We start from the raw sequence: 25,319 nt of genomic DNA, 5'->3' as shown, positions 1-25,319 counted from the left end.
CTGTTTACATTTTTACATATAATTTTATCAGTATCATTCCTGCTAAATACACTAAAAGGCAGATATACGCTGCATAATCCTGCTTTTTATAAACCAGCGGCTTCATCTTGGTTCTACCTTCACCGCCATGATAGCCCCGTGCTTCCATAGCCATGGCGAGATCATTCGCTCTTCGAAATGCAGAGATGAATAACGGGACAAGCAATGGAACCAGGTTCTTTGCCTTTTGAATCAAATTCCCATTTTCAAAGTCAGCGCCCCGGGCCATCTGGGCTTTCATTATTTTATCCGTTTCTTCTAACAAAATCGGGATAAAACGAAGTGCGATAGACATCATCATCGCTACTTCATGTACCGGTACATGCAATTTATTCAGGGGACGGAGCCCCTTTTCCATACCGTCTGTCAGCTGGTTCGGTGTTGTAGTCAAAGTCATGACCGATGATCCTATAATTAAAAATGCCAGCCTCAGCGCCATAAATATTGCCGTTTCTATTCCTTCCCGGGTAATGGTAAACTTCCATATTGTCAAAACCGGGGTTCCGCCTGTTAAGAAAAGGTTAAAAACAACCGTGATCATCAGAAGAATCATAATCGTCTTCAGACCTTTTACCATAAATTTAAAAGGTACTTTAGACATTTTTATCACGACACCCAGGCAGACAGCAGCAAATGCATAAGCAATAAAAGACCGGACGATAAATAAAGATACAATAAATACAATCGTACCGACTAATTTAGTCCTGGGATCAAGACGGTGAATGGGAGATTTCACCGGATAATATTGTCCTAATGTAATATCTCTTATCATATTTATAACCATTGCATATTGCAGGACCGCCTGCAATACTGCCACAAATAAAACAGGTTGAAAGAATCACAGTGTGGCTTCCTTTCCATTTCTCATTTTTCTTTCAGCCTTTCAACATCTTCACCATGCATTATTGCATTTTTCTGCCTTTCATGGCTTTTAAGATGGCATCCCTTGCCTCTTCTACCGTGGTAGCGCTGGTATCAATATTCCATCCTTTGTTCTCAAGGGCCTTTACAGCATAAGTTACCTGCGGCGCCGCCAATCCAATTGCTTCTAACTCTTTATAATGCTGGAAGACATGCTTTGGCTTGTCATCAAACATGACTTTTCCTTTGTTCATAACGATAATACGCTCCACATAGCGCGCAACATCTTCCATACTATGTGATACCAGAACAACCGTTATTTTTCTCTCCCTATGGAGTTTTGCTATCTGATCCAGAATATCATCCCGTCCTTTGGGATCCAGACCAGCAGTAGGCTCGTCTAAAATCAACATTTTCGGCTGCATCGCCAGAATTCCGGCAATAGCCACTCTTCTCTTTTGTCCACCGGACAATTCAAATGGAGATTTCTTATAGTACTTCTCCTTAAGTCCTACCTGCTGAAGCGCCTCTAATGCCCTCGCTTCTGTCTCTTCCTTTGACAATCCCTGATTTTTAGGACCAAAACAGACATCGGTAAATACATCAATTTCAAACAGCTGGTGCTCCGGGTACTGGAAAACCAGTCCTACCTGATTTCTGAGACTGCGCATATCATACCCGTCCTGATAGATGTCTTCCCCGTCATAATAGATCTTACCGGATGTCCCTTTAACAAGGCCATTCAAATGCTGGATCAATGTGGATTTACCTGATCCGGTATGACCGATAATCCCGATAAACTGTTCATCTGGAATCTCCAGATTAATATTATCCAGAGCCTTCTTTTCAAATGCTGTACCTTCACTGTACACATAACTTAAATTTTCTATTTTCATCGACATAGTTCATTCACCAACTCATCTACACTTAAAATACCTTCCGGCAGATCTGCACCTGCCTTTTTTAACTCATGAGCCAACAGCGTTACCTGAGGAACATCCAGACGATATTTTTTCAGGGTTTCCACCTGTGAGAAAATTTCTTTGGGCGTTCCCTGCATTACAACTCTGCCCTCATCCATCACAATAACTTTATCAGCATGTACCACTTCTTCCATATAGTGGGTGATCAGAATTACCGTCACCTCTTCTACCTGATTTAAAGCTCTTACGGTACGGATTACTTCTTTTCTGCCGGTTGGGTCTAGCATAGCAGTTGGCTCATCCAGAACAATACACTTTGGATGCATCGCCACGACACCTGCAATGGCAACGCGCTGCTTTTGTCCGCCGGAAAGTTTATTCGGAGATGCTTCCCGATATTCCCACATGCCGACTGCTTTCAGACTCTCCTCAACCCGTTCCCAGATTTCCTTGGACTCCACTCCCATATTTTCCGGTCCGAACCCAACATCTTCTTCCACTACCGTTCCTATAATCTGATTATCCGGATTCTGGAATACCATGCCTGCAGTCTGCCGTATCTCCCACACCTTGTTATCATCCCGGGTATCCATCCCATCCACATACAGCGTTCCTTCCGTAGGTATCAGAATCGCGTTCAAATGCTTTGCCAGGGTAGACTTTCCAGAGCCATTATGACCCAATATTGCAATAAAATCCCCTTTTTTCACATCCAGATCCACATGATCAATCGCTCTTTGGGTAGATTCTACATTTCCGTCTTCCCCATATTTAAAATATTCATATACAAGCTTACTTGCTTTTATAATTCCCATATTGTCACCTGTTTTAGTTTAATCGTTAACAATTATAATCTTTGTATATTGTATATGATTTAATGATTTTTTACAAGGACTTTCGCGCCCAGAATTTCTAAAATGATTCTATATATTTTCTAAAATAAAAAAGCAATGGATGAATAGCGCCCCTTTCGAACAATTCTCTAAAATGAAAATTAAAAGAGAGTGCATAAGTTCGAAGAAACTTTTTTCACTCTCTTTTAATCACAATATTTTACACTCCCATATCCTGCAGATACTTTATCTCATTCTCACTCTATCCTTTTTACGGATTTTCCCTCTATTAGTTCTCCATCAAATACTCTCTGTTGTTCCCGTGCACCGTTTAAGATCACATCAAAGAGCATTTTTATCGTAGCTTCTGCCATTTCCTCTACCGGCTGTTTTATTGTTGTGACAGACGGATGATAATAAGCCGCCATTTCCAGACCGTCAAATCCCGCTACCGAATAGTTCTCCGGCACACTCTTTCCGGCATCAAAAATAGCCTTGCAGCATCCAATTGCAATACTGTCAGAAATTGCAAAGATAGCCGTAAAATCTTTTCCTGATTCCAGCAGTTCCTTCGTAACTGCATAACCGTTTTCCATTGAATAACTATCCACATCGTCCTTCATCCGGGCTACATAGGATTCATCGTATTCAATACCATGTTCCTCCAGCGCCCTTCTGTACCCCTCCAGCCGGAGCCTTCCAATACTCTCATCATCCTCACCGGATGCGATTATAGCAATTTTACGGTGTCCCTGCTCAATCAGGTAACTTACCATCTTGGCACTTTCCTTTACATCATCCACGTAGACACTGGAATACCTTTCACTGCCGGATTGGTCCCGCAGACCGATTGTACTGAGTACAAAGGGAACTGGAATCTGCTCCAGCTTCTCTCTGGAATGGGAAAAATGACCGCCTAAAAATACAATTCCATTCAATCTTTTTTCCTTTTCCAGGCGGATTGCAACATCCACCTCATCCTGGTGGTCATCCACATGCTGCAGGACAAATGTATATTTTTTCTCCTGAATTTCCTGCTCAAATATTTTGATCATTTTGCTGAAAAACGGGTTCGTAATCCCCTTAATTAATACTGCAATTGCCTTTGCATCTGCACGCTTTAAATTCCTTGCGCTGTTGTTGGGGACATAATGATAATCCTTAATCACTTCCATGATTTTCTGCTTCGTTTCTTCATTAATATCCGGATGATTATTCATCGCCCTGGACACCGTACTCACACCAACACCGCATAACTTTGCTATATCCTTAATCGTAATAGTTTCCATTGATCTTCCTCTTCCCACTATCTAATAGTAAAAGTATATCAACTGATGAATAAAAATACAAGAAAAATAAGATGTAATGCAGTACTATCCTCTGCTCCGGTTTTATCTATCCCATTGTCTTACTCACTTCTGCCAAATAAAACACAAAGTTTTCTGATTTTGCTAATCAATTCTTCATCAAAATCTTCATCGGTTAAACGCCAGGTCCAATTATCACCTAAAGTAGACGGCGTATTAATTCTGGCATCGGAATCCAGATAAAGATAATCCTGTACCGGTATTACCGCCAGCATTGCCACACTGGAAAGTGCCAAACGAATGAACTCCCAGTGAATTTCTTCATCGCTTCTGCCATACAGATTCATATATTCTTTAGCAAGCTCCCGGTCTTCCTCTGCCATTTCATAATACCAGGTTCTCAGTGTCTGGTTATCGTGGGTACCGGTATAAACCACACAGTTCTTGTCATAGTTATGAGGCAGGTAATTACTTGGTTCCCTGGAATCAAATGCAAATTCCAGCACTTTCATCCCCGGGAATCCGCTCTCTTCCACCATCTGTATAACACTTGGAGTTAAATATCCGAGATCTTCCGCAATCACCCGCATTTCCCCTAACTGCTTCCTTAACTGCCTGAACAGATCCAGTCCCGGACCCTTTTTCCAACATCCATTTTCTGCAGTCTTATTTCCATAAGGAATCGCGTAATATTCATCAAATCCCCGGAAATGATCTACCCTCACAATGTCGTAAAGGCGGAAACACCGTTCCATACGTTTTGCCCACCATACATATCCGGTCTCTTTGTGATATTCCCATTTATACAGAGGATTCCCCCACAACTGGCCTGTAGCTGAAAATCCATCCGGAGGGCACCCAGCTACATCGATGGGCAGATTCTCAGCATCAAACTGAAATAAATCCGGACGCGCCCAGGTATCTGCGCTGTCAAATGCTACATAAATGGGAATGTCTCCAATAATCTCCACACCGCTTTGATTTGCGTATTTCTTTAATGCATACCATTGTTCCTGGAACTTAAACTGCTGAAAGCGGAAAAAATTAATTTCATCTTCATACAGATTCCTGTACTTTTCCATTGCCTCCGGTTTACGAAGCCGGATATCCTCATCCCAATGGTCCCAGCTGACTCCGTCAAAATGATTTTTTACCGCCATATACAGGCAATAATCATCCAGCCATTCCTCATTCTCTGCTAAGAATTTCTGGTAATCCTGATTTCCTTCTAATTCACAGTGCTCGTAAGCTTTCCGTAAAAGGAGAAATCGGGAGTCATAGATCTTTCCATAATCAATATGTCTTCTATTTGTACCAAAATCAAAAGACTTACATTCTTTTTCACTTAACAATCCTTCTTCCACCAGCTGGTCCAGATCAATGAAATATGGATTTCCAGCATAGGTAGAAAATGACTGGTATGGTGAATCCCCATACCCCGTAGGACCTAGAGGAAGAATCTGCCAGAACTTCTGGCCTGCCGCCTTTAATATATCTACAAAATCATATGCGCTTTTTGAAAATGTGCCAATTCCATACTTAGATGGAAGGCTGGCTATCGGTAATAACATTCCACTGGCTCTCATATAAGTGCCTCCTCTGTTCTTCTTTATCTGTTTCCGGTAACGTTATCGGTACCGTTTCCAATTCTATAATTATCATAGCACAGATATACACGGCTGGCAACTCCAATTCTCCTGATTTTTTGCATTTCAGAAAAACGCATAAGTTACAGCCCTGTATTCTGTGCACATTTACTTTAACTACTTTATCTTACGCCTGTTAACGACTATAATTCCGGCACTGACGAGAATCAATGCCCCAAGATTTCTCAGGGTAAAGGCATTCTCCTGAAGGAAAATTGCAGATAAAAACACTCCAAACACCGGAATCATAAACCCATAGATCGCTACCTTTCCCACGGGATTATATTTCAGCAGAATCGTCCATATGGAAAATGCTGCAGAGGATATAAATGCCATATATAAAAGCAGAAGTAACCCGGATGCAGAGAATCCGCTGACAATTTTTCCACCGCTTAAAAATCCTATTCCAATTAACAGAGCACCTCCAGATAAGAGCTGCAATGCAGTAATCAAAATGGGATCTTCTTTTTGCGCAAGCCGCTTTGACCACAAAGAAGCCACAGAATATGCCAATGCAGAAATCATCAAAAATCCTTCCCCCTGAATTGAAAAAGATGTATCCCATCCACTCAGGGAAAAATTAGTAAGAATGACTCCTCCAAACCCAAGAAGACACCCCACACATTTTTGAATATTCAGCTTCTCACTTTTCATAAAAAAATGAGCCAGTAATATGGTAAAAAAGGAATTCGACGCACTAATGATTGATCCTTTTACACCGGTGGTATTCGCAACTCCGATATAGAAAAAAATGTACTGTATCGTGGTCTGTACCACACCCAGTCCCAATATTCCGGGTATCATTTTCCGAACCGGAACCGGGAATCTTTTCTTTAGTATCCATACAAAAACAAACGTCATGATCCCTGCAAGGAAAAATCGATAGCCCGCAAATAAAATTTTTGATCCAATATCCTCTGCAGCTATCTGAAAGATCTCATATCCCGATTTCACACAGGGATACGCACTTCCCCACAAAGCAGTGCTGATCACGGCAAGTATTCCTACTATCCAGGGATTTGTCAAATAATGACCCGCATCTTTTTTCATATTCTCTCCAAAAAACAGAGCCAAACACAAGATCATCTCTGAAAAATGCTCTTGTGCGGCCCTATTTCGTATCTATTTATTAATTTACATCCCAGAGACGTTCGTAGATGTCCATAATATCATCTTTGGTTGGAACTCTTGGATTGGTTGGTGTACAGGCATCCGCTAAAGCTGCATCCGCCATAGCCGGAATTGCTGCAAAATATTCTTCTTTTGTGCATTTTCCAGTCTGTGCAATACAAAGCGGAATATCCATTTCTCTTAACATGAACTGTACCCAGGCTACCAATGCTCTAATGGTAGTGATTGTATTAAAGTTCTGAAGTCCTAAGATTCTTGCGATCGTTACGTATTTTTTAACCTGTTTCGGGTATTCCTTCTGACTTCTGCTGTGTTTGCTTATGTAACTGTTATATTGAATAATAAATGGCAGCAGCATTGCATTCGCACGTCCATGAGGAATATGGAATCTTGCCCCCAGCTGATGTGCCATACTGTGATTAATCCCCAGCGAAGCGGAGTTAAATGCAAGTCCTGCAAGACAAGATGCAATATGCATTTTCTTTCTGGCATGTGTGTCGCTTCCATCCAGGTAAGCACGTAATAAGAAGCTGCCGCAGATTTCAATTGCTTTTTCGGATAATGCTGCTGCAAATTCCTGATTTTCGGTACTTACATATGCTTCTAACGCATGGGTAAATACATCCATTCCGGTATCTGCTGTGATTGCAGGCGGAACACTTCTGGTCAGCTCTGCATCTAAAATCGCTTCGGTTGGAAGCAGGCTTTCAGAAACCAGTGGATATTTAATCTGTTCTACCGGGTCGGAAATGACAGAAAATGACGTTACTTCAGAGCCTGTACCACTTGTAGTAGGTATTGCAATTAAAGCCATTTCTTCTTTTGCACCAAGCTTTGTAGCAAACTCGCGCATACCTTTTGCGGAATCAATCGCGGAACCGCCGCCTACTGCAACAATTGCTTCCGGCTGATATTCCAACAGTGCTTTTACGCCTAAAACTACTTTTTCAATCGGTGGATCCGGCACTACATCCTTGTATATGGAATATTCTTTCCCACTCTTGTCCAATCGTCTTGTTACCAGTTCGATCATACCGCTCTGGACTACAAACGGATCTGTTATAATCATTATTTTCTGATATGGAATATCTGTCAAACGGTCTAATGCATTGTCACCGAAATATATCTTCGTCTTAATATCAAAACTATTCATGATTCCCGTCCCTTCTTTATCACTTTTTTGTCATTGTTAACATATTAACATTAATATACCACATTTATTTGGGATTCGCAAGTTTAAATCCTAGAAAACAACAAAAATCCACATTGAAATCTACCTAATCCAAAACCCGCTGCTGCCGTATAATAAATGCTGGAAAAGAAAGGTATTCTGAAAAAACTTTTTATAATAAATAAGTGGGCATTTTATCCTTAATACCGATATAATTCTTCTGTACCCCTGTTTCCTGTTCAACCACAACGGTTTCTTTCGTTTCCTTTTTTACTCGTGCCGGAGCCTTTGTTTTTGCAGCTGCTTTTTTCACAGGTGCTGCTTTTGATGTTGTTTTTACTGCAGCCGTTTTCTTTGCCGAAGCCGCTTTTTTAGCTGGTTCTGCCTTCTTTGCCAGTTCAGCCTTTTTATCTGGCTCTTCCTTCGTTACCGGCTCTTCCTTAGGCGCAGTTTTTCTTCTGGTCGTTTTTTTCACTGGTTTTTCAGCTGCAGACACTTCCGCTTTTGTTTCTGATTTAACAGATTCCTTTTGTTCTTCTGCCGGCATTTCAGCTGCTTCTTTTACTTCCTGCTTCTCTTCTGCCATACTTTTTTCCTCCACTTGATTTTCTGTTGCCTGTGTCATAAACTCTATATTATTTTCCTTTTTACTTCCGGATTTCGCTGCTCTCATGATGCTTCCTCTACCTACTGCCAATTTCCAGTACCTCCTCTGCCAATGCTGTATATTCTTTTGCACTTCTGCTGCTCTTTTTATAGGCAACTACCGGTGCGCTGTTATCCTGTGACCATTCGATAGAACTGTCCACCCGAATATAAGATTCGAATAAATGGATATCTTCCATCTCCTTTAATGTTTCCATTGTCTGTTTAAAATAATTCTTTCTGGTATCTACTTTTGTTACTACAATTCCCAACAGTTTCAGTTCTGTTGAAATCTGCTTAACCTCATTTAAAAAATCAAACATATTTGCCAGGCCAAATAAGCCCCAGGGACTGGCTTCTACCGGTATGATTACCTGATCGGATGCACAGAGTATGTTCATTACCCATCCTCCAAGCGTAGGAGGTGCATCAATCAGTATATAATCGTAGATACCGGATGTACGAACCTTCTCAAGACACTTTTTCAGAATTAATTCTCTCTGCCATTTTGTAAACAATTCATATTCAATAGAACTCATTAAAGTAGAAGAAGGAATCAGATCCAGATTCTCATAAGCGGTAGAAACTATGTAATCACTCAAGTCCTTTTGGGCCTTTATCGCCTGATAAAGATTCTTATCGCCTGTAGCAAATTCTAATACCTCATCCTCTGTAAAAAATGACAGTGATAAATTCAGCTGCATATCCGCATCGATCAAAAGCACTTTTTTCCCGGCCATAGCCATAGCACATCCTACATTAGAGCAGGTAGTAGATTTACCACTTCCTCCTTTATTATTCGTAAAACAAATGACTTTTGTTTCTTTCATCAGGCACCTCGCTTTATTTCATAGATATTTCTTATATAAAATTGATTATACGAGGTTTTTTGACTTATTTCAACTTTTAATTTCTTACTGTTCCCGGAATAAGATTTCTTTTTCAGATAACAAAAGAACCAGGTTTTGAGTAAATTCAAAACCTGGTACAAGATATTTCTCTAATAACTTCCCACTTCTTCCTTTTCAAATGACTGTCCCATGGATCGGAAGACTTTTCCTGCTGCTAATGCAATTACAATTGAGATAAAAGCTGCACCAAAAATAACGATATGCGGTGTCATTTTAAATTTTTCAAATAGAGCTCCATACATTGCCTGCCCAACCGGCTGCGAACACATAGCCAATGCCAGTACCCAGGAAATTACCTTTCCTAATAAATGTGCCGGAGTCTGCCCCTGAACAAAAGATAGCATCTGCACGCTGAACATGGTAGACATACCCATCAATCCAAAACTGCTTATGGTAATAATGATATACGCAGCCATTGGGGTACAATCAATTAAAAACACAGCCCCCATAGGAATTAACAGTATCGCAGAACCTAAAAGCATCCATGAGGTCTGCTCCACCTTTAATTTTTTAGCCAGAACACCCGTCAGTATGCCCCCAAGTAACCCACCTGCTGCCAAAGCCCCCTGGGCATATCCATACATCTGGTCCGGCATCCCCAGAGTCTGTGTAATCATAACCGGCATGGATACCATCACCATAGAACTCAGGAATAAATTAAACGCTGCCACAATCATGATACCTTTCATGATAATGGGGTTTTCTTTAACAATAAAAGTCATGCTTTCCTTAAAATCACTTTTCACTAATACCAGAATACTTGTCGCTTTTCTAGTCTTCACATTTGGAATACGTATAAAAATCTCCATTACCGCAGAGCAGAAAAAGCAAATACCGCCAATTGCCAAAATCGGGGTCAGTCCCCATAATCCAAATAATATTCCTCCTATAATAGGACCCAGTAAATTAGAAAGTGCGCTGACCTGATTGATCACGGCATTCGCCTGCAGTAAATGTTCTTCATCTGCCAGCAGGGGCATACTAGCCTGAACAGCAGGCTGATAAACCCCCTGTATTCCATAAAGAATCATTAATGTAATGATCAATAGTACAATCAGATTCAATCTCCCCATAGTAATTGAAAATATGGTTATGAGCGCTGCTGTGGCAAAATCCAGTACCACCATAATATTTCTTTTATTCACCCTGTCTGCAATCATCCCTCCAATAGGAGTTAACACAATCATTGGAATAAATGACAGTGCGCTGGCAAGCCCAAAATAAGCAGCAGATCCCGTTATATTCAGCAGGTAAAGTGGCAGTGCGAATCGAATAATTGCATTTCCAAAAAGGGAAATAATCTGTCCGATTACCACCAGTGTGAAATCCCGGTGGAATAAAGTTGTTTTTTGATTCATTCTAAATCCTCCTTAATTGATACCGACGTTTGGTATGTATATGTTTAAAAATATACTGCCACTATATTACGTGACAGTAATTGAGTTGCTATCTTTTTTATGATAATTCTTTTGCTGAGTTCTCATCCATGATGCGTCGAAAGTATTGCAGTCTTTCAAGCATACTATCATCTAAAACGGGAATGCCTATACGCTCTCCTACATCTTTTAGAAATAAAAATTTATCATACAGTTCATTATCCGGAACCGGAAATACTGCCGGGTTCAACCAGATATTAGACAGGATTATCAGCATCTCCGCCAATTGTTTGGGATACTTCGTACAAATGGAACCGTCTTTAATTCCCTCATGCACCAGAGGCTCTATCACTTCTCTGCAAAAATTATTAATACTACCATACAGTTGTGCTGCCAAAAAGCGTGAGTTATGCATTAGATCCGGCGCCGACTTCAGTACCTTTTCCTGATTTGGATTTCCCAAAGAAACCCGAATCGTTTTCTGTATCTTCTGTAAACCATTTAGTGATGAGTCTTCCATTATCGCATATACACTACTATACATCTCTGCAAACATACGCTCCATAACGGCTTCAATAATATCTTCTTTGGATTTAAAATGATGGTAGATGGCACCCTTGCTTAAATCCCCCAATTCATCTATTATTGCCTGAATTGTTGTACTATCGTATCCTTTTTCCACAAACAATCTGGTAGCCACATCTAAGATACGATTTACTGTAACTTCCGGATACTTATTTCTAGCCATACGTTCATCTCCTGTATACATACTATTGGTATGTATGTAGTATACAGGAACTTTTACGCATTGTCAATCATTATTCTGGTCTTCGATAACGTTACCTTCTGATCTGTATAATTTTTACTCTTTATTCTCTCTAAATCTCATTATCATTTCATTCGTCAGACTAATCGCGGTGTCGCAAACCGGTATATCTTCTCTGTTAAACCACTCTGCAAATTCCAGCTCATTCCGATCCAGCGTTATGTCTTTTGCGCCATCAAGGTCTGCATAAAATCCGAACAGCAATGTACTGGAAAAAGCCCAGGGCTGGCTTTTATAATATCTTATATTCTTTACTTTAAGCCCCACTTCTTCCATAACTTCCCGTTTTACTGTTTCTTCAATCGTCTCACCAACCTCTGCAAATCCCGCTATCAAAGCATATTTCTTATAATTCCGCCCGGAATATCTGGACATCAGAAGCTTATTTCCATCTACAATTCCTACAATTACTGCAGGTGAAAGTTTGGGATATTCCTGTAATCCGCATTCGCTGCAAAACATCATTCGTTCTTTATCATGATGTTTCATAGGTTTACCGCATCTGCCACAAAAACGTCTGGTTTGATACCAGCTGAATATTTGAAATGCGGTTATTCCTGCAAATGACAGATATTGGGGCTGTGCAGTCCGGAATATTTCCACATTCGCCATGGTAAATCCTGTTCCAGGGGAATTTGCTATGTTATTTGCCAGATAAAAACTCTGGCTGTTGATTGAAAATAAATAAGTACATCCCTCCTGCAGATTCTCTTCCATCGATTCCAGGTCTTTTAACCTCGGAAAGACGATTTGGTCATCACTGATATTTATCAAAACTTCATTTCCATGAAAACAAAGCAGAAAACTATCCTTATTTGGCAAATCAGGGGTATACTGATTATCTAAAACATATGGTGCTATATCCTGAATCATTTATTCCTCCACCTTTCGTTTTGTTTTCTGCATTATATCAGGTTTAGAAAAAGCTTTCAATGTTTTTCAGAATCCGCCTCTTATATTCTTTTATTTTCTATATTTTTCAATCCACTTAACAGCAAAGTCCACCAGTTCTCTTTGCTTCATGATGCGAATATCCGCATTTCCCAGTTGTACCACCCTTACTTCGTTTTCCTCTTCAAAAGCTTCCCCAATTTTTTGAAAATCCTCACCATCCACCGCCAGTGTCTCGTAAGTAACCCATTGTCTGATTCCGCCCTTATTGACTGCACTGCTCTGAACCTCACTATGCTTTCCCGGATAATCAGCTATTGCATCTGCCAGATGCAGCGATGTGTTCTTATCATATCCCACTCCAATCAGTAAAACTTCCCCGCCCAGCTGGTACAAGCGATCGATCGGGGATCCTGCACCAAAGATATTGGATAAATCGTGCTTTTCTGTTAAAAACTCTGCATATCTTCCCACCGCTGTCACAGAACGCACCGGATGACTGCTGCGCTTTGCACCCGGCCATTTGCGAAACATTTCTGCTACTGCCCCCATGTTATTGGAAGGGGTGATTTCAGGGTCATATGCAGGCCAGCATTTGCGTATGACAGGATACCACTTTCTTGGAAGATCCCCATGAACTCCTGTATCCGGATCCATGTTCTTCCAGCTCTGGGTTGGCATCATAATGGTTCCTTCCTCACCAACAGACTCTAACAGTGCTTCAATCACAACTTGTGCCCCTCCACATACAAATCCAAGACTGCTCAGCGAAGTGTGCACAAAAACGGCTGCTCCTTTTTTTATTCCTATTTCATGAAATCCTTCCATGAAATCTGCTTTTGTTAAAAATGCTCTGTTTTCATCATTATTCGTCATTTTGTTTCTCCTCGCATTATAAGTCGGCATTCTGGAAAGGATTCCTTTCTTTCCAATACCTTTATCCTATCACGCTTTTTCTGAAAAACAAAAGGTTAACCGCGTAACCAAAGCCAATTCTTTCAAGATATTTTTGTACAATTTAACGAAAGCCACATTATATTTTTTTTACACTCTGCCGTTCCACCAGCATAACCGGTAAGATCCTTTCTTCCTGTATAATATTTCCTTTCATCATTGACTCCAGTAAATCCATTGCCGAAGCCGCTTTCTCTTTTAAATCCTGCCGGATTGTAGTAAGCTTTGGTCTCACTATCTGTGCCGCCGACACATCATCAAACCCGGATACGGAAAAATCCTCCGGTATACGGTACCCATGATCCGTCAAATAACTCATAAATTCTATGGCATATACATCAGAAGCACAGAACGCCGCCGTATATTCTCCCAGTTGGGATAATAATTGTTCATAGACCTCCGGGCGTTTTCCGGCTTCCATTGGCAGCATTTTAAAATCACACATACCTCCGCCCCATTCTGTGATAGCCTTCACAAATCCACAGTATCTCTGGTGATCTGCGCACTCATCATTATCTGCCAGAAATAATATATTACGATGCCCCATATTCCACAGATACTCCCCCATCTGGTATCCACCGCTAAAGTTATCAATGCCGATATTCCCATAGCGATCTATTTTTTTCAGAAAACCGTCAATTACAACAAACGGAATTCTCATTCTGCTTCTCAGCTTCTCATACTCCTGTTCACAAAATCCCAGTAATAGAATCCCAGCCATATTCCAGATCGAAGAATATCGGACAATTTCCTCCAAATCATCTTCTTCCCGAAGCAGCATAAAATATCCCTTTGCCTGAATTTCCTTCAAAAGGTTGGAAACCACCGTACCGACAAATGGATCTTCAATCATTCTGCCTTCGTATTTACAGTCATCAGACAGTATCACCCCGATGATTCGCGCATCATTTTGCGCCATCAAAATAGATGCCATATTGGGAAAATACTGATTTTTCTCCAATACTTCCTGCACTTTTGCTACGGTAGTCTCCGAAATCTTTTTCGTCTTCCCGTGGATGACATTAGATACCGTGGCTGTGCTCACCCCCAGCTCATCTGCTATATCTATAATCCGCACACGATATTCCTGCTTTTCTTCTTCAGCCATTATAATCCCCTTCTGTAATACTGTATATCACCATCTTTGATCAGCTGAAAGCCTGCTTTTTCAGCCAAAGCACGGGAACCCAGATTCTCTGATTTCGTTCTGATATAGACTTCCTCAAATCCCAAAAATGTCTTCCCATAATCCAGAACAGCTCTGACTGCTTCAAATGCATATCCCTGTTTCTGCCAGACGCTGCCAATCAGATATCCCAGTTCAATCATTCCTGCTCCTTCCAATTCCCCATTTTCAAATCCCACTCTGCCAATCATCTGACTGGAACTTTTTTCAACTACAGTCCACATACCATATCCATATAATGCATACATATGATCAAAATAGGATTCCAAAATCTCTCTTTCCTCATTAAGATCCTTTGGCAGTGCCGGTAAATACCTGGATATCTCCGGATCTTTGTATATCTCATATAATTCATACACATCTTCCGGTACAGTTTCCCGAATAAGTAAACGGGCTGTCTCCGTGATAACAGAAGCGATCTTATAGTGTCTGTTATAGACACTCATCAAGAATTCGCTGCCCACTTCTTCCAGACCTTCTACCACCATATCAACCCCGTAAATACCGGCTGCACTTCCCAGTGCATCATAAAAAACGCAGGGAATTCCTGCGTTTTTCGCTTTTTTTCCATTGGCAGCTGAATTTGTGATCAGAATTACGGATTCCAGATCATAAGACATGTCAGATGCTGCAGTTATCACTTTCCATCCTTCCTTTTGCAGGCGATTGAAAAACTGGTTTATTTCTTCTATTATATTGTTGTTCTCTATGTTTTGATTGAATATAATGTCATTTATGATAATCATAGGGCTCCGATTAGGCTGTAATATATATTCTTATTGATGCAGCCTGAAAAGATTTAATTTTTTATTATGTTAAACTTTTAAATAATTATTTGCAATATTTTTATTATATCATATTTAGTCCAAGAAATCCTGCAATATCCGCAATCTATATCATCTTAGTAAACCACAAGAACAAAGGAATGCCCAATCACCCGGCATTCCTTCGTTCCCCACTACTCAATCTTCAATTTTATTCCAGTCATTCTATTGATATTCGCAAACATCAATCCACTTCATTAAAAATTCTTTTTCTGCTTCCACACCTTTTGTGAGGCGGGATGCAGCTACAATCGGAAGCCACTGCTCTACGTATTGTTTTGCAGTGTCACTCTTCCTGCAGAATAGATCCATGTAAAGCTTTGCTGCTTCATGATTTTGCAATGCGAAGCAGAGATAAGTATTGGCGGTATCGGCACTTGCGTTACCCTGGGTGGCATGTGCCCAGTCAACAATCGCAGCTGTTCCGCTTTCATCGATAATAATATTGCTCGGGTTGAAATCGCCATGACATACTTTGGTATGGGTAGGCATCCCCTGCAGGCGGGTGTTGAGTTCATAACGAACAGTTGCATCCAGACCTGCTGCAGTAATCTTACGAATCATCTTATCTTTTAACTTGTTTAATAAAGGTGCTTTTTTGCTGTGCATCTCAAGCTGAAGGTCAACAAATAAATTCATATATTCCTCAAGCCTTTCCGGATGCTCCTGCATCAACTGCTCTAATGTCTTACCTTGGACAAATTCAGATACGATCGCCCATTTTCCATCGACTTTCGTTACTTCCAGAACCTGCGGGATATTAAGTCCCGTTTCTTCTGCTCTTGCCTGATTTAATGCTTCATTTAAAATATTTGCTTTCGTGAAACTTGATTCAAATACCTTGACCGCCTTGCCGCCGTCTCTGTAAACCATTTTCTGGTCCCTTTTTGCAATAATCTGTAATTCTGACATTAGAAAATCCCCCTTTTCCATGTTGTTGGTTCTGCCAGGCAGACACTTGTAATGTACTAAGGAGGACTGCCTGGCAATTGATGTTTACAAACTGCCATTCAACCGTTCTTGGAATAAAACTGATCGTGGAAATTACGGCAGACTGTAGACTCAATCTGCCGTAATTCTTCATACTATAGCAAGGTATCCGACTGAACAGCTTATCTATAAACTATACCATATAGGAATCCTATTTGCCATAGTATGCAGCTAAATAAATTTCTTTGATTTCCTTCATAAGAGGATATCTTGGGTTAGCTCCTGTACACTGATCATCAAATGCCTGTTCAACCATGTCATCTAATGTATCCAGGAAGTATTTTTCATCTACGCCGTAATCAGCGATGCATTTTTTGATACCAATTTTTTCTTTTAAGTCTTCTAATGCTGCAATTAATTTTTCGAATGTATCATTGTCATCCTTGCCTACGATGCCTGCAAAGCGAGCTGCTTCCGCATATCTTTCTTTTGCATGCGGATACTGATACTGAGAGAATGTACCCATCTTTGTAGGAACGTCAACTGCGTTGAAACGCATAACTCTTGTAAGGATTAAAGCATTTGCAACACCATGTGGCAGGTGATGGAATGCACCTAATTTATGGGCAAGAGAGTGGTTGATTCCAAGGAATGCGTTAGCGAATGCCATACCTGCCATACAAGCAGCATCAGCCATTTTTTCTCTTGCGATCGGATCATTTGCTCCGTTTTCATATGCTGAAGGAAGATACTGGAATACATTTTTAATTGCTTTTAATGCAAGACCGTCTGTATAGTCTGTAGCCATGATGGAAACGTATGCTTCTAATGCATGTGTCATTACGTCGATACCGGAAGCACTTGTTAAGCCTTTTGGCTGGTTCATCATGTTATCAGCATCAATGATAGCCATGTTAGGAAGCAGTTCATAGTCTGCTAACGGATATTTTACTCCGGATTTTTCATCTGTGATAATTGCAAATGGTGTAACCTCAGAACCTGTACCTGAAGATGTAGGGATAGCTACGAAGTAAGCTTTTTCGCCCATCTTAGGGAAGGTGTATACTCTCTTACGGATATCCATGAAGTCCATTGCCATTCTCATGAAGTCAGCTTCCGGATGTTCGTACATTACCCACATAATCTTAGCAGCATCCATTGCAGAACCACCGCCAAGTGCAATGATCGTATCCGGTTCGAATTCTGTCATTGCTTTTGCACCAGCCTGTGCACATGCAAGTGTTGGGTCCGGAGCTACGTCAAAGAAGCAGGTATGCTGGATTCCCATAGCGTCTAATTTCTCTTCGATTGGTTTTACATAACCATTCTTATATAAGAAACTATCCGTTACGATAAAGCATTTTTTCTTATTCATGATTGTTCCCAGTTCATCAAGAGCAACCGGCATACAGCCTTTTTTGAAGTAAACTTTTTCAGGTGTTCTAAACCACAGCATATTTTCTCTCCTCTCAGCAACTGTCTTGATGTTGATTAAGTGTTTTACACCAACATTCTCGGAAATGGAGTTACCGCCCCAGGATCCGCATCCAAGTGTTAAAGATGGAGCCAGTTTGAAGTTGTATAAGTCACCAATACCACCCTGAGCTGCAGGAGTATTGATTAATACACGGCAGGTCTTCATAGCTGCTGCGTGTTTTTCCATTTTTTCTTTCTGTGCCGGATGGATGTACAGGGATGCTGTATGTCCGTATCCGCCGTCAGCTACTAACTGAGCTGCTTTTACAAGAGCTTCATCGAAGTCTTTTGCTTTATATAATGCCAGTACCGGAGATAATTTCTCATGTGCGAATTCTTCACTGATGTCTACAGATTCTACTTCACCGATCAGGATCTTGGTTGCTTCCGGAACTTCTACACCTGCAAGCTTTGCAATTGTATAAGCGGACTGTCCAACGATCTTAGCGTTTAATGCGCCGTTGATGATGATTGTTTTACGAACCTTATCCAGTTCTTCGCCTTTTAAGAAATAGCATCCGCGGTCTGCGAATTCTTTCTTTACTGCGTCATAGATGCTTCCTACTGCTGTTACAGACTGCTCAGAAGCACAGATCATACCATTATCAAATGTCTTGGAATGGATGATGGAGTTTACTGCAAGTTTTACATCTGCTGTATCATCAATTACAACAGGGGTATTACCAGCGCCTACACCTAAAGCAGGTTTTCCTGAAGAGTATGCGGCTTTAACCATACCAGGGCCACCGGTTGCAAGGATGCAGTCTGCTGCTTTCATTACTTCATTTGTTAATTCAAGGGAAGGAACGTCGATCCATCCGATGATGCCTTCCGGTGCTCCTGCTTTTACTGCTGCATCTAAAACAATCTTAGCTGCTGCAATGGTACAGTCTTTTGCACGCGGATGCGGGCTGATGATGATGGCATTTCTGGTCTTCAGAGAAATTAAAGTCTTGAAGATTGCTGTTGAAGTCGGGTTTGTGGTTGGGATTACTGCTGCAATTAATCCTAACGGCTCTGCAATTTTTTTAATACCAAATGCAGAATCCTCTTCAATCACGCCACAGGTCTTTGTACTTCTGTAAGCATTGTAGATATACTCTGCAGCATAGTGGTTTTTGATAACCTTATCTTCTACAATACCCATACCTGTTTCAGCAACTGCCTGTTTTGCCAGCGGAATACGCTGCATATTTGCTGCCATAGCAGCTTCAAAAAAGATCTTATCTACCTGTTCCTGTGTGAAAGTAGCAAATACCTTCTGCGCTTCGCGCATAGCAGCCAGTTTCGCATTCAATGCTTCAACACTGTCAATCACTTCAGGTACTACATTAACCGTGGTTTCTTTCTTAGCCATGTTTGTTCCTCCTTGAATAGGTGAATTTATAATTTGTTTTGGTTCATTTATTGACAATTTTTTAACAAGGTCATCATACTATACCGTTAAAATTTTGTCAATCCTTTTTTTAAAAAAACTACAAAGATTTTTTTACCATCTGAATACTCGTAAAATTCCACATTGTAACCTGCTCAAATTCGCTATAAATACAGATTTTCTCACAAAAAATCACATTTCAAAAGGACAGGACCCCTAATTATAAAATTTTTGTAAATTGACCTAGTATTTCCAAATAACAAAAAAATATTCCCCAGGTCCGGCGGTTTATTTCGTTAATAAAATGCCAAACTCTGAGGAATATTTATATGAAATTTGTTTTAGTTTGTTAAAAAATTAGCATTTCTCCGGTTCCGGATAATCAACACCAAAAGTATCTACTGTCATAGATTTAATCTTTTGCTCATCTAATGGACGGTCGCTGTAATCTGTATCTGTTTCTGCTATCTTATTTACAACATCCATACCCTCCGTAATTTTACCGAAAGCCGCATAAGATCCATCCAGATGAGGTGAATTCTTATGCATAATGAAGAACTGGGAACCTGCAGAGTTGGGATCCATAGCTCTTGCCATGGAAAGAACACCCGGTGTATGTTTAAACTGGTTTGCAAAACCATTCTGTGAGAACTCTCCTTTAATACTATATCCCGGACCTCCCATACCATTTCCGTTAGGACATCCGCCCTGGATCATAAATCCATTGATTACACGGTGAAAAATAATTCCATCATAGAAACCTTTTTTTATAAGGCTGATAAAATTGTTTACACTGTTTGGTGCAATCTCCGGATATAATTCTGCTTTCATAACATCGCCATTTTCCATAGTAATGGTTACAATTGGATTCTGTGCCATAGTTTTATTCCTTTCATTAAATGTAATTCCCGCCATAAAGGAGGGCTGTGTTACAAACAGTTACTTTTTCCTGCCTGTACCAATAAATTATAATATGTAATCTTCAATGTTGCAAGGCATATTTACAGCATATCTCTACATAAAATCACAAAGAAACACTCCTTGCCCCCACCTCTTATCCATGCTATAATTATTTAATTATACACTACCGTGTTAACTTGTTAAGTCAAATATCCCGCCTCAGGCGACGGGGGATTTGAACCTCGTGGCAGTCGCCAAATGAACACGCAAGCGCGTCCGTCTGGCTTGTTGCTCACGGGAATAATTATCAGGAGGAAACCAACATGAATTTCTCAACGATCTTATCCGATGTTAACAGTTTTGTCTGGGGGCCTGTCATGCTGATACTGCTGGTCGGAACCGGCATTTTCATGACTATTCGCCTCAAATTTCTTCCCTGGCGCAACCTGGGTTACGCTCTGCGGTCCGTTTTTCAAAAAGCCGATCCGGATATGGACTCTAACAGTGGTGACATCTCACCTTTTCAATCTCTGATGACAGCTCTTGCTGCTACAATTGGTACAGGAAATATCGTTGGTGTTGCTACGGCTATGGTTATAGGTGGTCCCGGAGCTCTTGTCTGGATGTGGATCAGTGCTCTGTTTGGACTTTCTACCAAGTATGCAGAAAGCGTTCTCGCTGTAAAATACCGTGAAACCAATGTATTTGGTGAAATGGCAGGCGGCCCTATGTATGCCATGAAAAACGGTTTTCGCATCAAATGGATCGGCTCTGTTCTTGCCGCACTCTTTTCCGTCTTTGCGGTTGTGGCATCTTTTGGAATCGGCAACATGACCCAGGCAAATTCCATATCCCTTGCCCTGCATGATACCTTTGGCATTCCGCTCTCTGTAACGGGTGCAGTGATTATGATTCTGGCTCTGATCGTGCTTGTGGGAGGGATTAAAAGTATCGGTAAAGTATGCTCCCTGATTGTTCCTTTCATGGCCGTCCTCTACTTTATATGCGGTCTTATTGTCATAATTCTGAATTTTAAAAATCTTCCAGCCGGTATTGCACAGATCATACATATGGCTTTTTCACCGGACGCCATTGCCGGAGGGGTGGGCGGTACCATTATCGCCAGCATGCTTTCTGCAATGCGCTGGGGCGTCGCAAGAGGGGTATTTTCTAATGAAGCAGGGCTTGGATCTGCTCCAATCGCCGCTGCTGCCGCCAAAACGGATCATCCGTCCAGACAGGGTTATATCAACATGACAGGTACCTTCTTTGACACTTTGGTTGTCTGCTCCATAACCGGACTTGCAATCGCTTCCTCCGGTGTTCTTGGTACACTGGGTGTGGACGGAAAAGTAATCACCGGAGTAAACCTGACCATACAGGCTTTTTCTACCGCTCTTGGTGGTGCCGGGGGTTGGCTTGTCACCATCGGCATTACATTATTTGCTTTCTCCACCATTTTAGGCTGGGAATACTATGGTGAAAAATCTTTGGAATATCTGGTGAAGTCCCCAAAGATCACTTATCTTTACCGTATTATCTTCTGCCTGATCATTTTTCTCGGCGCTACTACTACTTTGCAGGTAGTATGGGATTTTTCAGATACAATGAACGGACTTATGGCAATTCCCAATCTGATCTGCCTGTTAGTATTGAATAAGACAGTTGCAAAAGAATGTTTTCATTTCCAGGATACAGTAATAACCCCGGATCGTAAAAAGAAGAAACGATTGAAGTAAAAAATGTAAAAAAGCCCATATCGCTGACGCACAATTACGTACAGCCATATGAGCTTTTTTTAAAATCCTAATTGTTTCCGGTATTTTCCCCATATACTTGCCTGAAAATACTCGTATGCTTTATCATAAATAAAAAGAACAATCTGTCCCAATACTACTGCTACCAGAAGAATCCATCCTGATATCTCCCCAGCAAACAGAAGCTTTGGAAAAAGAAACAGCATCGGTAAGAATAATACATTAAAAATGAGATATTTGAAAATCCAGAATATCCTGCGGCCTTTGGCATTTGGACATACTTTTCCAAGTTTCAGCCATACAAATTCAATCGCCAGAACATAGAGTCCCATAATCGCAAAAGTAAGGCAGTGCAGTTTATCCGGCGCTATCAGCAGGCCCAGAATGACCGCTCCTATGTAAAAGCCGGCGCCCAGCTTTAATCCAAATTCCCGGATCATAATTCCCACGAAAAACGAAGCTGCTCCCAGTAAAAACAACGTGTTAAACTGAAAGACACCGCTCAGCACCATAAGTACAATCGTAAGCGCCAGTAACAGGCCTGAAAATGCCATTTTTTTGCCACTTACATGCATGAACAAAGATCTCCTCCCATACATTCGCAAAGTGAATCTGCACACCACAGATCACAACAACAATTACCGGTCGTACATCCGCCGGCAGAACGCCCGTTCCCATAACTGTTAGACTGGTAACGCTGACCGCTCCACTGCAATTGATTAACCAGATTTCGGTACTCCTGGTTGTTTGGTTCCATACTGCATGCCTGCTGTGCCTGGTTCATCGCCTGCACATTATTGCCGATACCGGAATTAGCCACCGCACTGTAGTAATACCACTTCGCGGTACGATTCTGCATTCTTGATAACATATTCAATGCATCCTGATAATATCCCGAATTTATATAATTCGTTACAGACTTCATCTCATTGGAATCATCCTGGCTGCTCTGATATCCTCCGGCAGTATAACCGCCTGAACTATAGCCGCTTTCCCGTTCCTTCATAATCTGATCATAGGCTTCCTGCACTTCTTTAAACTTTTCTTCAGCCAGACCCGCCAGTGGATTATTCGAATAAGAATCAGGATGGTATTTCCTGCTCAAATCTCTGTATGCTCTCTTTACTTCATCATTGGTCGCATTGGATGAAATCCCCAATACGCTATATGGATCACTTACCATTTTTCTGTTCCTTTCCTTCTTTCATTTCTTTTTGTATTTTATCATATTTTGTCCATACTCCGACGTAGAGTATATTTTTCAGGATATCCACATCCCAAAGACAGGGCAGCAGCTCAAATTCTCTGCTGCACTCTCCCATCATCATATTAAGCATCTGCTCACAAACCGCTTCATAATTCTCTTTTCCCTGTAATGGGATGAGAGGATTATAATTACCTTTTTCAATATCTTTTTTCACATCCTCATAGGCATCCATGATATATATAAATTTACCAAGGAAAAATCCCATTTTACGAAGTCTGTCTTCCCACTGGTCTTTCCTGTAAACCAGAAGTTCACCCATTAATTCGCCAAAGCTTCCGGCAACGGCATCCATATCCGTTATCTGCTTTTTTTCATATTCCTGAAGTTTTTTTAAACAGCGCTGTATGGTTTTACACTTATCCGGATATTTCGAAATGATGCTTTTTACGCTTTTGCCAAGCAGCTTACTGCCTGCAAGCCCAGCCATACTCTTTTCATCTTCCCAGTCATCTATAAAATGATAATAAGATAATATTACATTCATCTCTGCTGCATATTCTGTAAAGTCATTTTGCAGCATGTCCATTTTTTTAACCGGATGTACTACACAATGATATTTGCTGTTCTTCATTTTATGTTCGTACAGTGAAGTAAGCAGAATGACTACAAAAGTCATATCATAGGTCAGCGTCATTTGGCCGCGGAATCCGAAGTTCTCTTTTAGGGTTCTGCATAAACCGCAATAATATGCTTTATATTTATAATAATCTTTAACTTTTAACTCCGGTTTATAAATGGTAACATAGCCAAACATGTACAATCTCCTAATCTTTTTGCCTTCATAGGGGATTATACTATATTCGTTTCAAAAATACCAGTTAACTTTATATAAAATATTGGCCTTATCCCAGTATCTACTGCCAGCTGTCATTCTCCTGCGGCAAAGACTGATTCTCTATATCACCAGGCCCGCTGACATCCGGCTCCTGGTAATTTTCCTGCCCATCTGTTACTTCTGGCTGTTCATTTTCTTCGCCACCCTGCACTCCGGGCTGCTGGTAATCACCTGCTCCATCCTGCACTCCGGGCTGCTCATAAGCTCCACTCTCTGCTGTCCCCGGCTGTTGGTAACCTTCCTGCCCATCCTGTACTCCAGGCTGCTGATAGCTGCCGTCTCCTTGTACCTCCGGCTGTTCATAATTTCCTTGTCCATCTGTAGTGTTACCTGCATCCGTCTGTCCATAAGCTTTAGATCCCCGAACATTACCTCCTGCATTCGTTGAACCAGTACCGGTAGGTGCATCAGCATGCTGAAACAGCTTTGCCAGCACTTCATGGGTATAAGGCTGATCCATGGGAATTGTAACATCCAGATTATCAATGCGTATGGGCACATTCCCTTCCATACAATAATAAATATCTACACTTTCCGGATTTTTTGGACTCGCATAAGTCTGAAGTGTTTTCTGGATACTGTCCAGTACGGCATACACCATACTTTGCGCATCGTAAACATGGAAGTTTTCCTTCTGGTTAAATGGTGGTCCCATAAAAACAGCGCTTTCTCCGGTAATGCACACCGTCATTCCGCCTTTTCCCGTGGTTATCTGATCAGCCAGAGATATATTCCATCCGGTCAGTGTTTCCATTGCTTTTACCAGGCTGTCGGGCGTGGCTTCCTCTGTCTCAGAATAGTCGTAACTCTGAAACTTACCATCTCCCGTAGATATGTATAATTTCACTCCTTCTGAATTCTGGGAATCACCGACAGCATTTGTCTGTGCTCCGCCGCCGCTTTCCGTTACTTTCATAATTTCAGAAGTACTGCTTTCTGCCGTTCCTTTTGCTGCATCTGCTTTGCCATCTTTCTGGCATCCTGCATTAAATCCCAATATACTGCATAGCAAAACTAGTAAAAGTACCTTTTTTCTCATATTTATTCCCATTGCATATTGCAGGTAAGGCTGCAATACTGCCACAATCAAACAGATTGAAAGAATCACATCGTGGCATCCTTTCTGCGTTATTTTCTTTCAACCCTTCTACTCCTCTTTCGGCAATACATTTCTTATGTATCCTGATTATATGCCAGTCGATCATGAAATTCAATAATATGGAATGAACGACTGTTATATTAATTATTTACAATC

The 25,319-nt window shown here is 41.0% G+C and carries 23 protein-coding genes; 1 reads left to right on the top strand and 22 read right to left on the bottom strand.

Features of this window, described 5'->3' with window-relative positions; all coding sequences use genetic code 11:
- Positions 1-4 precede the first annotated feature (4 nt).
- The 18 genes from QR40_RS06190 to QR40_RS06105 form a co-directional block, all read right to left on the bottom strand.
- Positions 5-811 carry an energy-coupling factor transporter transmembrane component T family protein gene (locus QR40_RS06190; RefSeq protein WP_027296305.1) on the bottom strand — a complete coding sequence of 269 codons (807 nt, stop codon included), beginning with the start codon at positions 809-811 and terminating at the stop codon, positions 5-7.
- Positions 812-941: 130 nt separating this feature from the next.
- Entirely contained in the window at positions 942-1,802 is an 861-nt protein-coding gene (locus QR40_RS06185) for an energy-coupling factor transporter ATPase (protein WP_044293905.1), read from the bottom strand.
- Positions 1,793-2,638, bottom strand: coding sequence for an energy-coupling factor transporter ATPase (locus QR40_RS06180; protein ID WP_027296303.1), 846 nt, complete (start codon positions 2,636-2,638; stop codon positions 1,793-1,795). Before QR40_RS06180 ends, QR40_RS06185 begins: the two co-directional genes overlap by 10 nt.
- 275 nt (positions 2,639-2,913) lie before the next feature.
- Positions 2,914-3,945, bottom strand: a complete 1,032-nt coding sequence (locus tag QR40_RS06175; RefSeq protein ID WP_044293903.1) for a LacI family DNA-binding transcriptional regulator — start codon at positions 3,943-3,945, stop codon at positions 2,914-2,916.
- 119 nt (positions 3,946-4,064) lie between these two features.
- Positions 4,065-5,549, bottom strand: a complete 1,485-nt coding sequence (malQ, locus tag QR40_RS06170) for a 4-alpha-glucanotransferase (protein WP_044293902.1) — start codon at positions 5,547-5,549, stop codon at positions 4,065-4,067.
- Between the two features lie 177 nt (positions 5,550-5,726).
- Positions 5,727-6,659 (bottom strand): DMT family transporter, encoded by a 933-nt coding sequence (locus QR40_RS06165; protein ID WP_027296300.1) that lies wholly within the window; start codon positions 6,657-6,659, stop codon positions 5,727-5,729.
- Positions 6,660-6,738: 79 nt separating this feature from the next.
- A complete protein-coding gene (locus tag QR40_RS06160; RefSeq protein WP_027296299.1) occupies positions 6,739-7,893 on the bottom strand; it encodes a 1-propanol dehydrogenase PduQ in 1,155 nt (384 codons plus the stop codon).
- 190 nt (positions 7,894-8,083) lie between these two features.
- Positions 8,084-8,608, bottom strand: coding sequence for a hypothetical protein (locus QR40_RS29555; protein WP_052430721.1), 525 nt, complete (start codon positions 8,606-8,608; stop codon positions 8,084-8,086).
- Positions 8,595-9,386, bottom strand: a complete 792-nt coding sequence (locus QR40_RS06150; protein ID WP_027296298.1) for a ParA family protein — start codon at positions 9,384-9,386, stop codon at positions 8,595-8,597. Before QR40_RS06150 ends, QR40_RS29555 begins: the two co-directional genes overlap by 14 nt.
- 170 nt (positions 9,387-9,556) lie before the next feature.
- Entirely contained in the window at positions 9,557-10,825 is a 1,269-nt protein-coding gene (locus QR40_RS06145; RefSeq protein WP_044293901.1) for an MFS transporter, read from the bottom strand.
- A 97-nt stretch (positions 10,826-10,922) separates the two neighbouring features.
- Positions 10,923-11,591, bottom strand: coding sequence for a TetR/AcrR family transcriptional regulator (locus QR40_RS06140; RefSeq protein WP_044293900.1), 669 nt, complete (start codon positions 11,589-11,591; stop codon positions 10,923-10,925).
- A 114-nt stretch (positions 11,592-11,705) separates the two neighbouring features.
- The gene (gene nudC / locus QR40_RS06135; RefSeq protein ID WP_044293899.1) at positions 11,706-12,542 is read right to left on the bottom strand and encodes an NAD(+) diphosphatase; all 837 of its coding nucleotides are present in this window, start codon (positions 12,540-12,542) and stop codon (positions 11,706-11,708) included.
- Positions 12,543-12,632: 90 nt separating this feature from the next.
- Positions 12,633-13,436 carry an AAC(3) family N-acetyltransferase gene (locus tag QR40_RS06130; RefSeq protein WP_044293898.1) on the bottom strand — a complete coding sequence of 268 codons (804 nt, stop codon included), beginning with the start codon at positions 13,434-13,436 and terminating at the stop codon, positions 12,633-12,635.
- A gap of 157 nt (positions 13,437-13,593) precedes the next feature.
- A complete protein-coding gene (locus QR40_RS06125; RefSeq protein ID WP_044293897.1) occupies positions 13,594-14,622 on the bottom strand; it encodes a LacI family DNA-binding transcriptional regulator in 1,029 nt (342 codons plus the stop codon).
- Entirely contained in the window at positions 14,622-15,446 is an 825-nt protein-coding gene (locus QR40_RS06120; protein ID WP_052430720.1) for a GNAT family N-acetyltransferase, read from the bottom strand. The genes QR40_RS06125 and QR40_RS06120 overlap by 1 nt, the downstream gene beginning before the upstream one ends.
- A gap of 243 nt (positions 15,447-15,689) precedes the next feature.
- Positions 15,690-16,436 carry a phosphotransferase family protein gene (locus tag QR40_RS06115; protein WP_027296292.1) on the bottom strand — a complete coding sequence of 249 codons (747 nt, stop codon included), beginning with the start codon at positions 16,434-16,436 and terminating at the stop codon, positions 15,690-15,692.
- A gap of 229 nt (positions 16,437-16,665) precedes the next feature.
- Complete coding sequence (adhE, locus tag QR40_RS06110; protein ID WP_044293896.1) at positions 16,666-19,287, bottom strand: bifunctional acetaldehyde-CoA/alcohol dehydrogenase; 2,622 nt, start codon at positions 19,285-19,287, stop codon at positions 16,666-16,668.
- 375 nt (positions 19,288-19,662) lie between these two features.
- The gene (locus QR40_RS06105; protein ID WP_027296290.1) at positions 19,663-20,184 is read right to left on the bottom strand and encodes a peptidylprolyl isomerase; all 522 of its coding nucleotides are present in this window, start codon (positions 20,182-20,184) and stop codon (positions 19,663-19,665) included.
- 344 nt (positions 20,185-20,528) lie between these two features.
- Between QR40_RS06105 and QR40_RS06100 the strand changes: the two genes are divergently transcribed.
- Positions 20,529-21,944: an alanine/glycine:cation symporter family protein gene (locus tag QR40_RS06100; RefSeq protein WP_044293895.1), complete on the top strand. Its 1,416-nt coding sequence runs from the start codon at positions 20,529-20,531 to the stop codon at positions 21,942-21,944.
- A 59-nt stretch (positions 21,945-22,003) separates the two neighbouring features.
- Here the strand turns inward: QR40_RS06100 and QR40_RS06095 are convergent, their stop codons facing one another.
- The 4 genes from QR40_RS06095 to QR40_RS06080 all read right to left on the bottom strand — a co-directional run bounded on the left by QR40_RS06095 (position 22,004) and on the right by QR40_RS06080 (position 25,148).
- Positions 22,004-22,537, bottom strand: coding sequence for a hypothetical protein (locus tag QR40_RS06095; RefSeq protein WP_027296288.1), 534 nt, complete (start codon positions 22,535-22,537; stop codon positions 22,004-22,006).
- Positions 22,528-23,145 carry a J domain-containing protein gene (locus QR40_RS06090; protein ID WP_027296287.1) on the bottom strand — a complete coding sequence of 206 codons (618 nt, stop codon included), beginning with the start codon at positions 23,143-23,145 and terminating at the stop codon, positions 22,528-22,530. The genes QR40_RS06095 and QR40_RS06090 overlap by 10 nt, the downstream gene beginning before the upstream one ends.
- On the bottom strand, positions 23,135-23,983 hold the full coding sequence (locus QR40_RS06085; protein ID WP_027296286.1) for a DUF5685 family protein: 849 nt from the start codon (positions 23,981-23,983) through the stop codon (positions 23,135-23,137). The genes QR40_RS06090 and QR40_RS06085 overlap by 11 nt, the downstream gene beginning before the upstream one ends.
- A gap of 100 nt (positions 23,984-24,083) precedes the next feature.
- The gene (locus QR40_RS06080) at positions 24,084-25,148 is read right to left on the bottom strand and encodes a hypothetical protein (protein ID WP_152614174.1); all 1,065 of its coding nucleotides are present in this window, start codon (positions 25,146-25,148) and stop codon (positions 24,084-24,086) included.
- Between the last annotated feature and the right edge of the window lie 171 nt (positions 25,149-25,319).

The sequence above is a fragment of the Robinsoniella peoriensis genome, from assembly GCF_000797495.1.
Classification (GTDB): Bacteria; Bacillota; Clostridia; order Lachnospirales; family Lachnospiraceae; genus Robinsoniella; species Robinsoniella peoriensis.
The sequence above is the reverse complement of the archived record's forward strand: the minus strand, read 5'-3'. Positions and strand labels throughout refer to the sequence as shown.

Excerpts from the sequence above, each read along its gene's own strand:
- QR40_RS06190 (WP_027296305.1), bottom strand. The coding sequence starts at position 811 with ATGATAAGAGATATTACATTAGGACAATATTATCCGGTGAAATCTCCC.
- QR40_RS06185 (WP_044293905.1), bottom strand. The coding sequence starts at position 1,802 with ATGTCGATGAAAATAGAAAATTTAAGTTATGTGTACAGTGAAGGTACA.
- QR40_RS06180 (WP_027296303.1), bottom strand. The coding sequence starts at position 2,638 with ATGGGAATTATAAAAGCAAGTAAGCTTGTATATGAATATTTTAAATAT.
- QR40_RS06175 (WP_044293903.1), bottom strand. The coding sequence starts at position 3,945 with ATGGAAACTATTACGATTAAGGATATAGCAAAGTTATGCGGTGTTGGT.
- malQ (WP_044293902.1), bottom strand. The coding sequence starts at position 5,549 with ATGAGAGCCAGTGGAATGTTATTACCGATAGCCAGCCTTCCATCTAAG.
- QR40_RS06165 (WP_027296300.1), bottom strand. The coding sequence starts at position 6,659 with ATGAAAAAAGATGCGGGTCATTATTTGACAAATCCCTGGATAGTAGGA.
- QR40_RS06160 (WP_027296299.1), bottom strand. The coding sequence starts at position 7,893 with ATGAATAGTTTTGATATTAAGACGAAGATATATTTCGGTGACAATGCA.
- QR40_RS06150 (WP_027296298.1), bottom strand. The coding sequence starts at position 9,386 with ATGAAAGAAACAAAAGTCATTTGTTTTACGAATAATAAAGGAGGAAGT.
- QR40_RS06145 (WP_044293901.1), bottom strand. The coding sequence starts at position 10,825 with ATGAATCAAAAAACAACTTTATTCCACCGGGATTTCACACTGGTGGTA.
- QR40_RS06140 (WP_044293900.1), bottom strand. The coding sequence starts at position 11,591 with ATGGCTAGAAATAAGTATCCGGAAGTTACAGTAAATCGTATCTTAGAT.
- nudC (WP_044293899.1), bottom strand. The coding sequence starts at position 12,542 with ATGATTCAGGATATAGCACCATATGTTTTAGATAATCAGTATACCCCT.
- QR40_RS06130 (WP_044293898.1), bottom strand. The coding sequence starts at position 13,436 with ATGACGAATAATGATGAAAACAGAGCATTTTTAACAAAAGCAGATTTC.
- QR40_RS06125 (WP_044293897.1), bottom strand. The coding sequence starts at position 14,622 with ATGGCTGAAGAAGAAAAGCAGGAATATCGTGTGCGGATTATAGATATA.
- QR40_RS06120 (WP_052430720.1), bottom strand. The coding sequence starts at position 15,446 with ATGATTATCATAAATGACATTATATTCAATCAAAACATAGAGAACAAC.
- QR40_RS06115 (WP_027296292.1), bottom strand. The coding sequence starts at position 16,436 with ATGTCAGAATTACAGATTATTGCAAAAAGGGACCAGAAAATGGTTTAC.
- adhE (WP_044293896.1), bottom strand. The coding sequence starts at position 19,287 with ATGGCTAAGAAAGAAACCACGGTTAATGTAGTACCTGAAGTGATTGAC.
- QR40_RS06105 (WP_027296290.1), bottom strand. The coding sequence starts at position 20,184 with ATGGCACAGAATCCAATTGTAACCATTACTATGGAAAATGGCGATGTT.
- QR40_RS06100 (WP_044293895.1), top strand. The coding sequence starts at position 20,529 with ATGAATTTCTCAACGATCTTATCCGATGTTAACAGTTTTGTCTGGGGG.
- QR40_RS06095 (WP_027296288.1), bottom strand. The coding sequence starts at position 22,537 with ATGCATGTAAGTGGCAAAAAAATGGCATTTTCAGGCCTGTTACTGGCG.
- QR40_RS06090 (WP_027296287.1), bottom strand. The coding sequence starts at position 23,145 with ATGGTAAGTGATCCATATAGCGTATTGGGGATTTCATCCAATGCGACC.
- QR40_RS06085 (WP_027296286.1), bottom strand. The coding sequence starts at position 23,983 with ATGTTTGGCTATGTTACCATTTATAAACCGGAGTTAAAAGTTAAAGAT.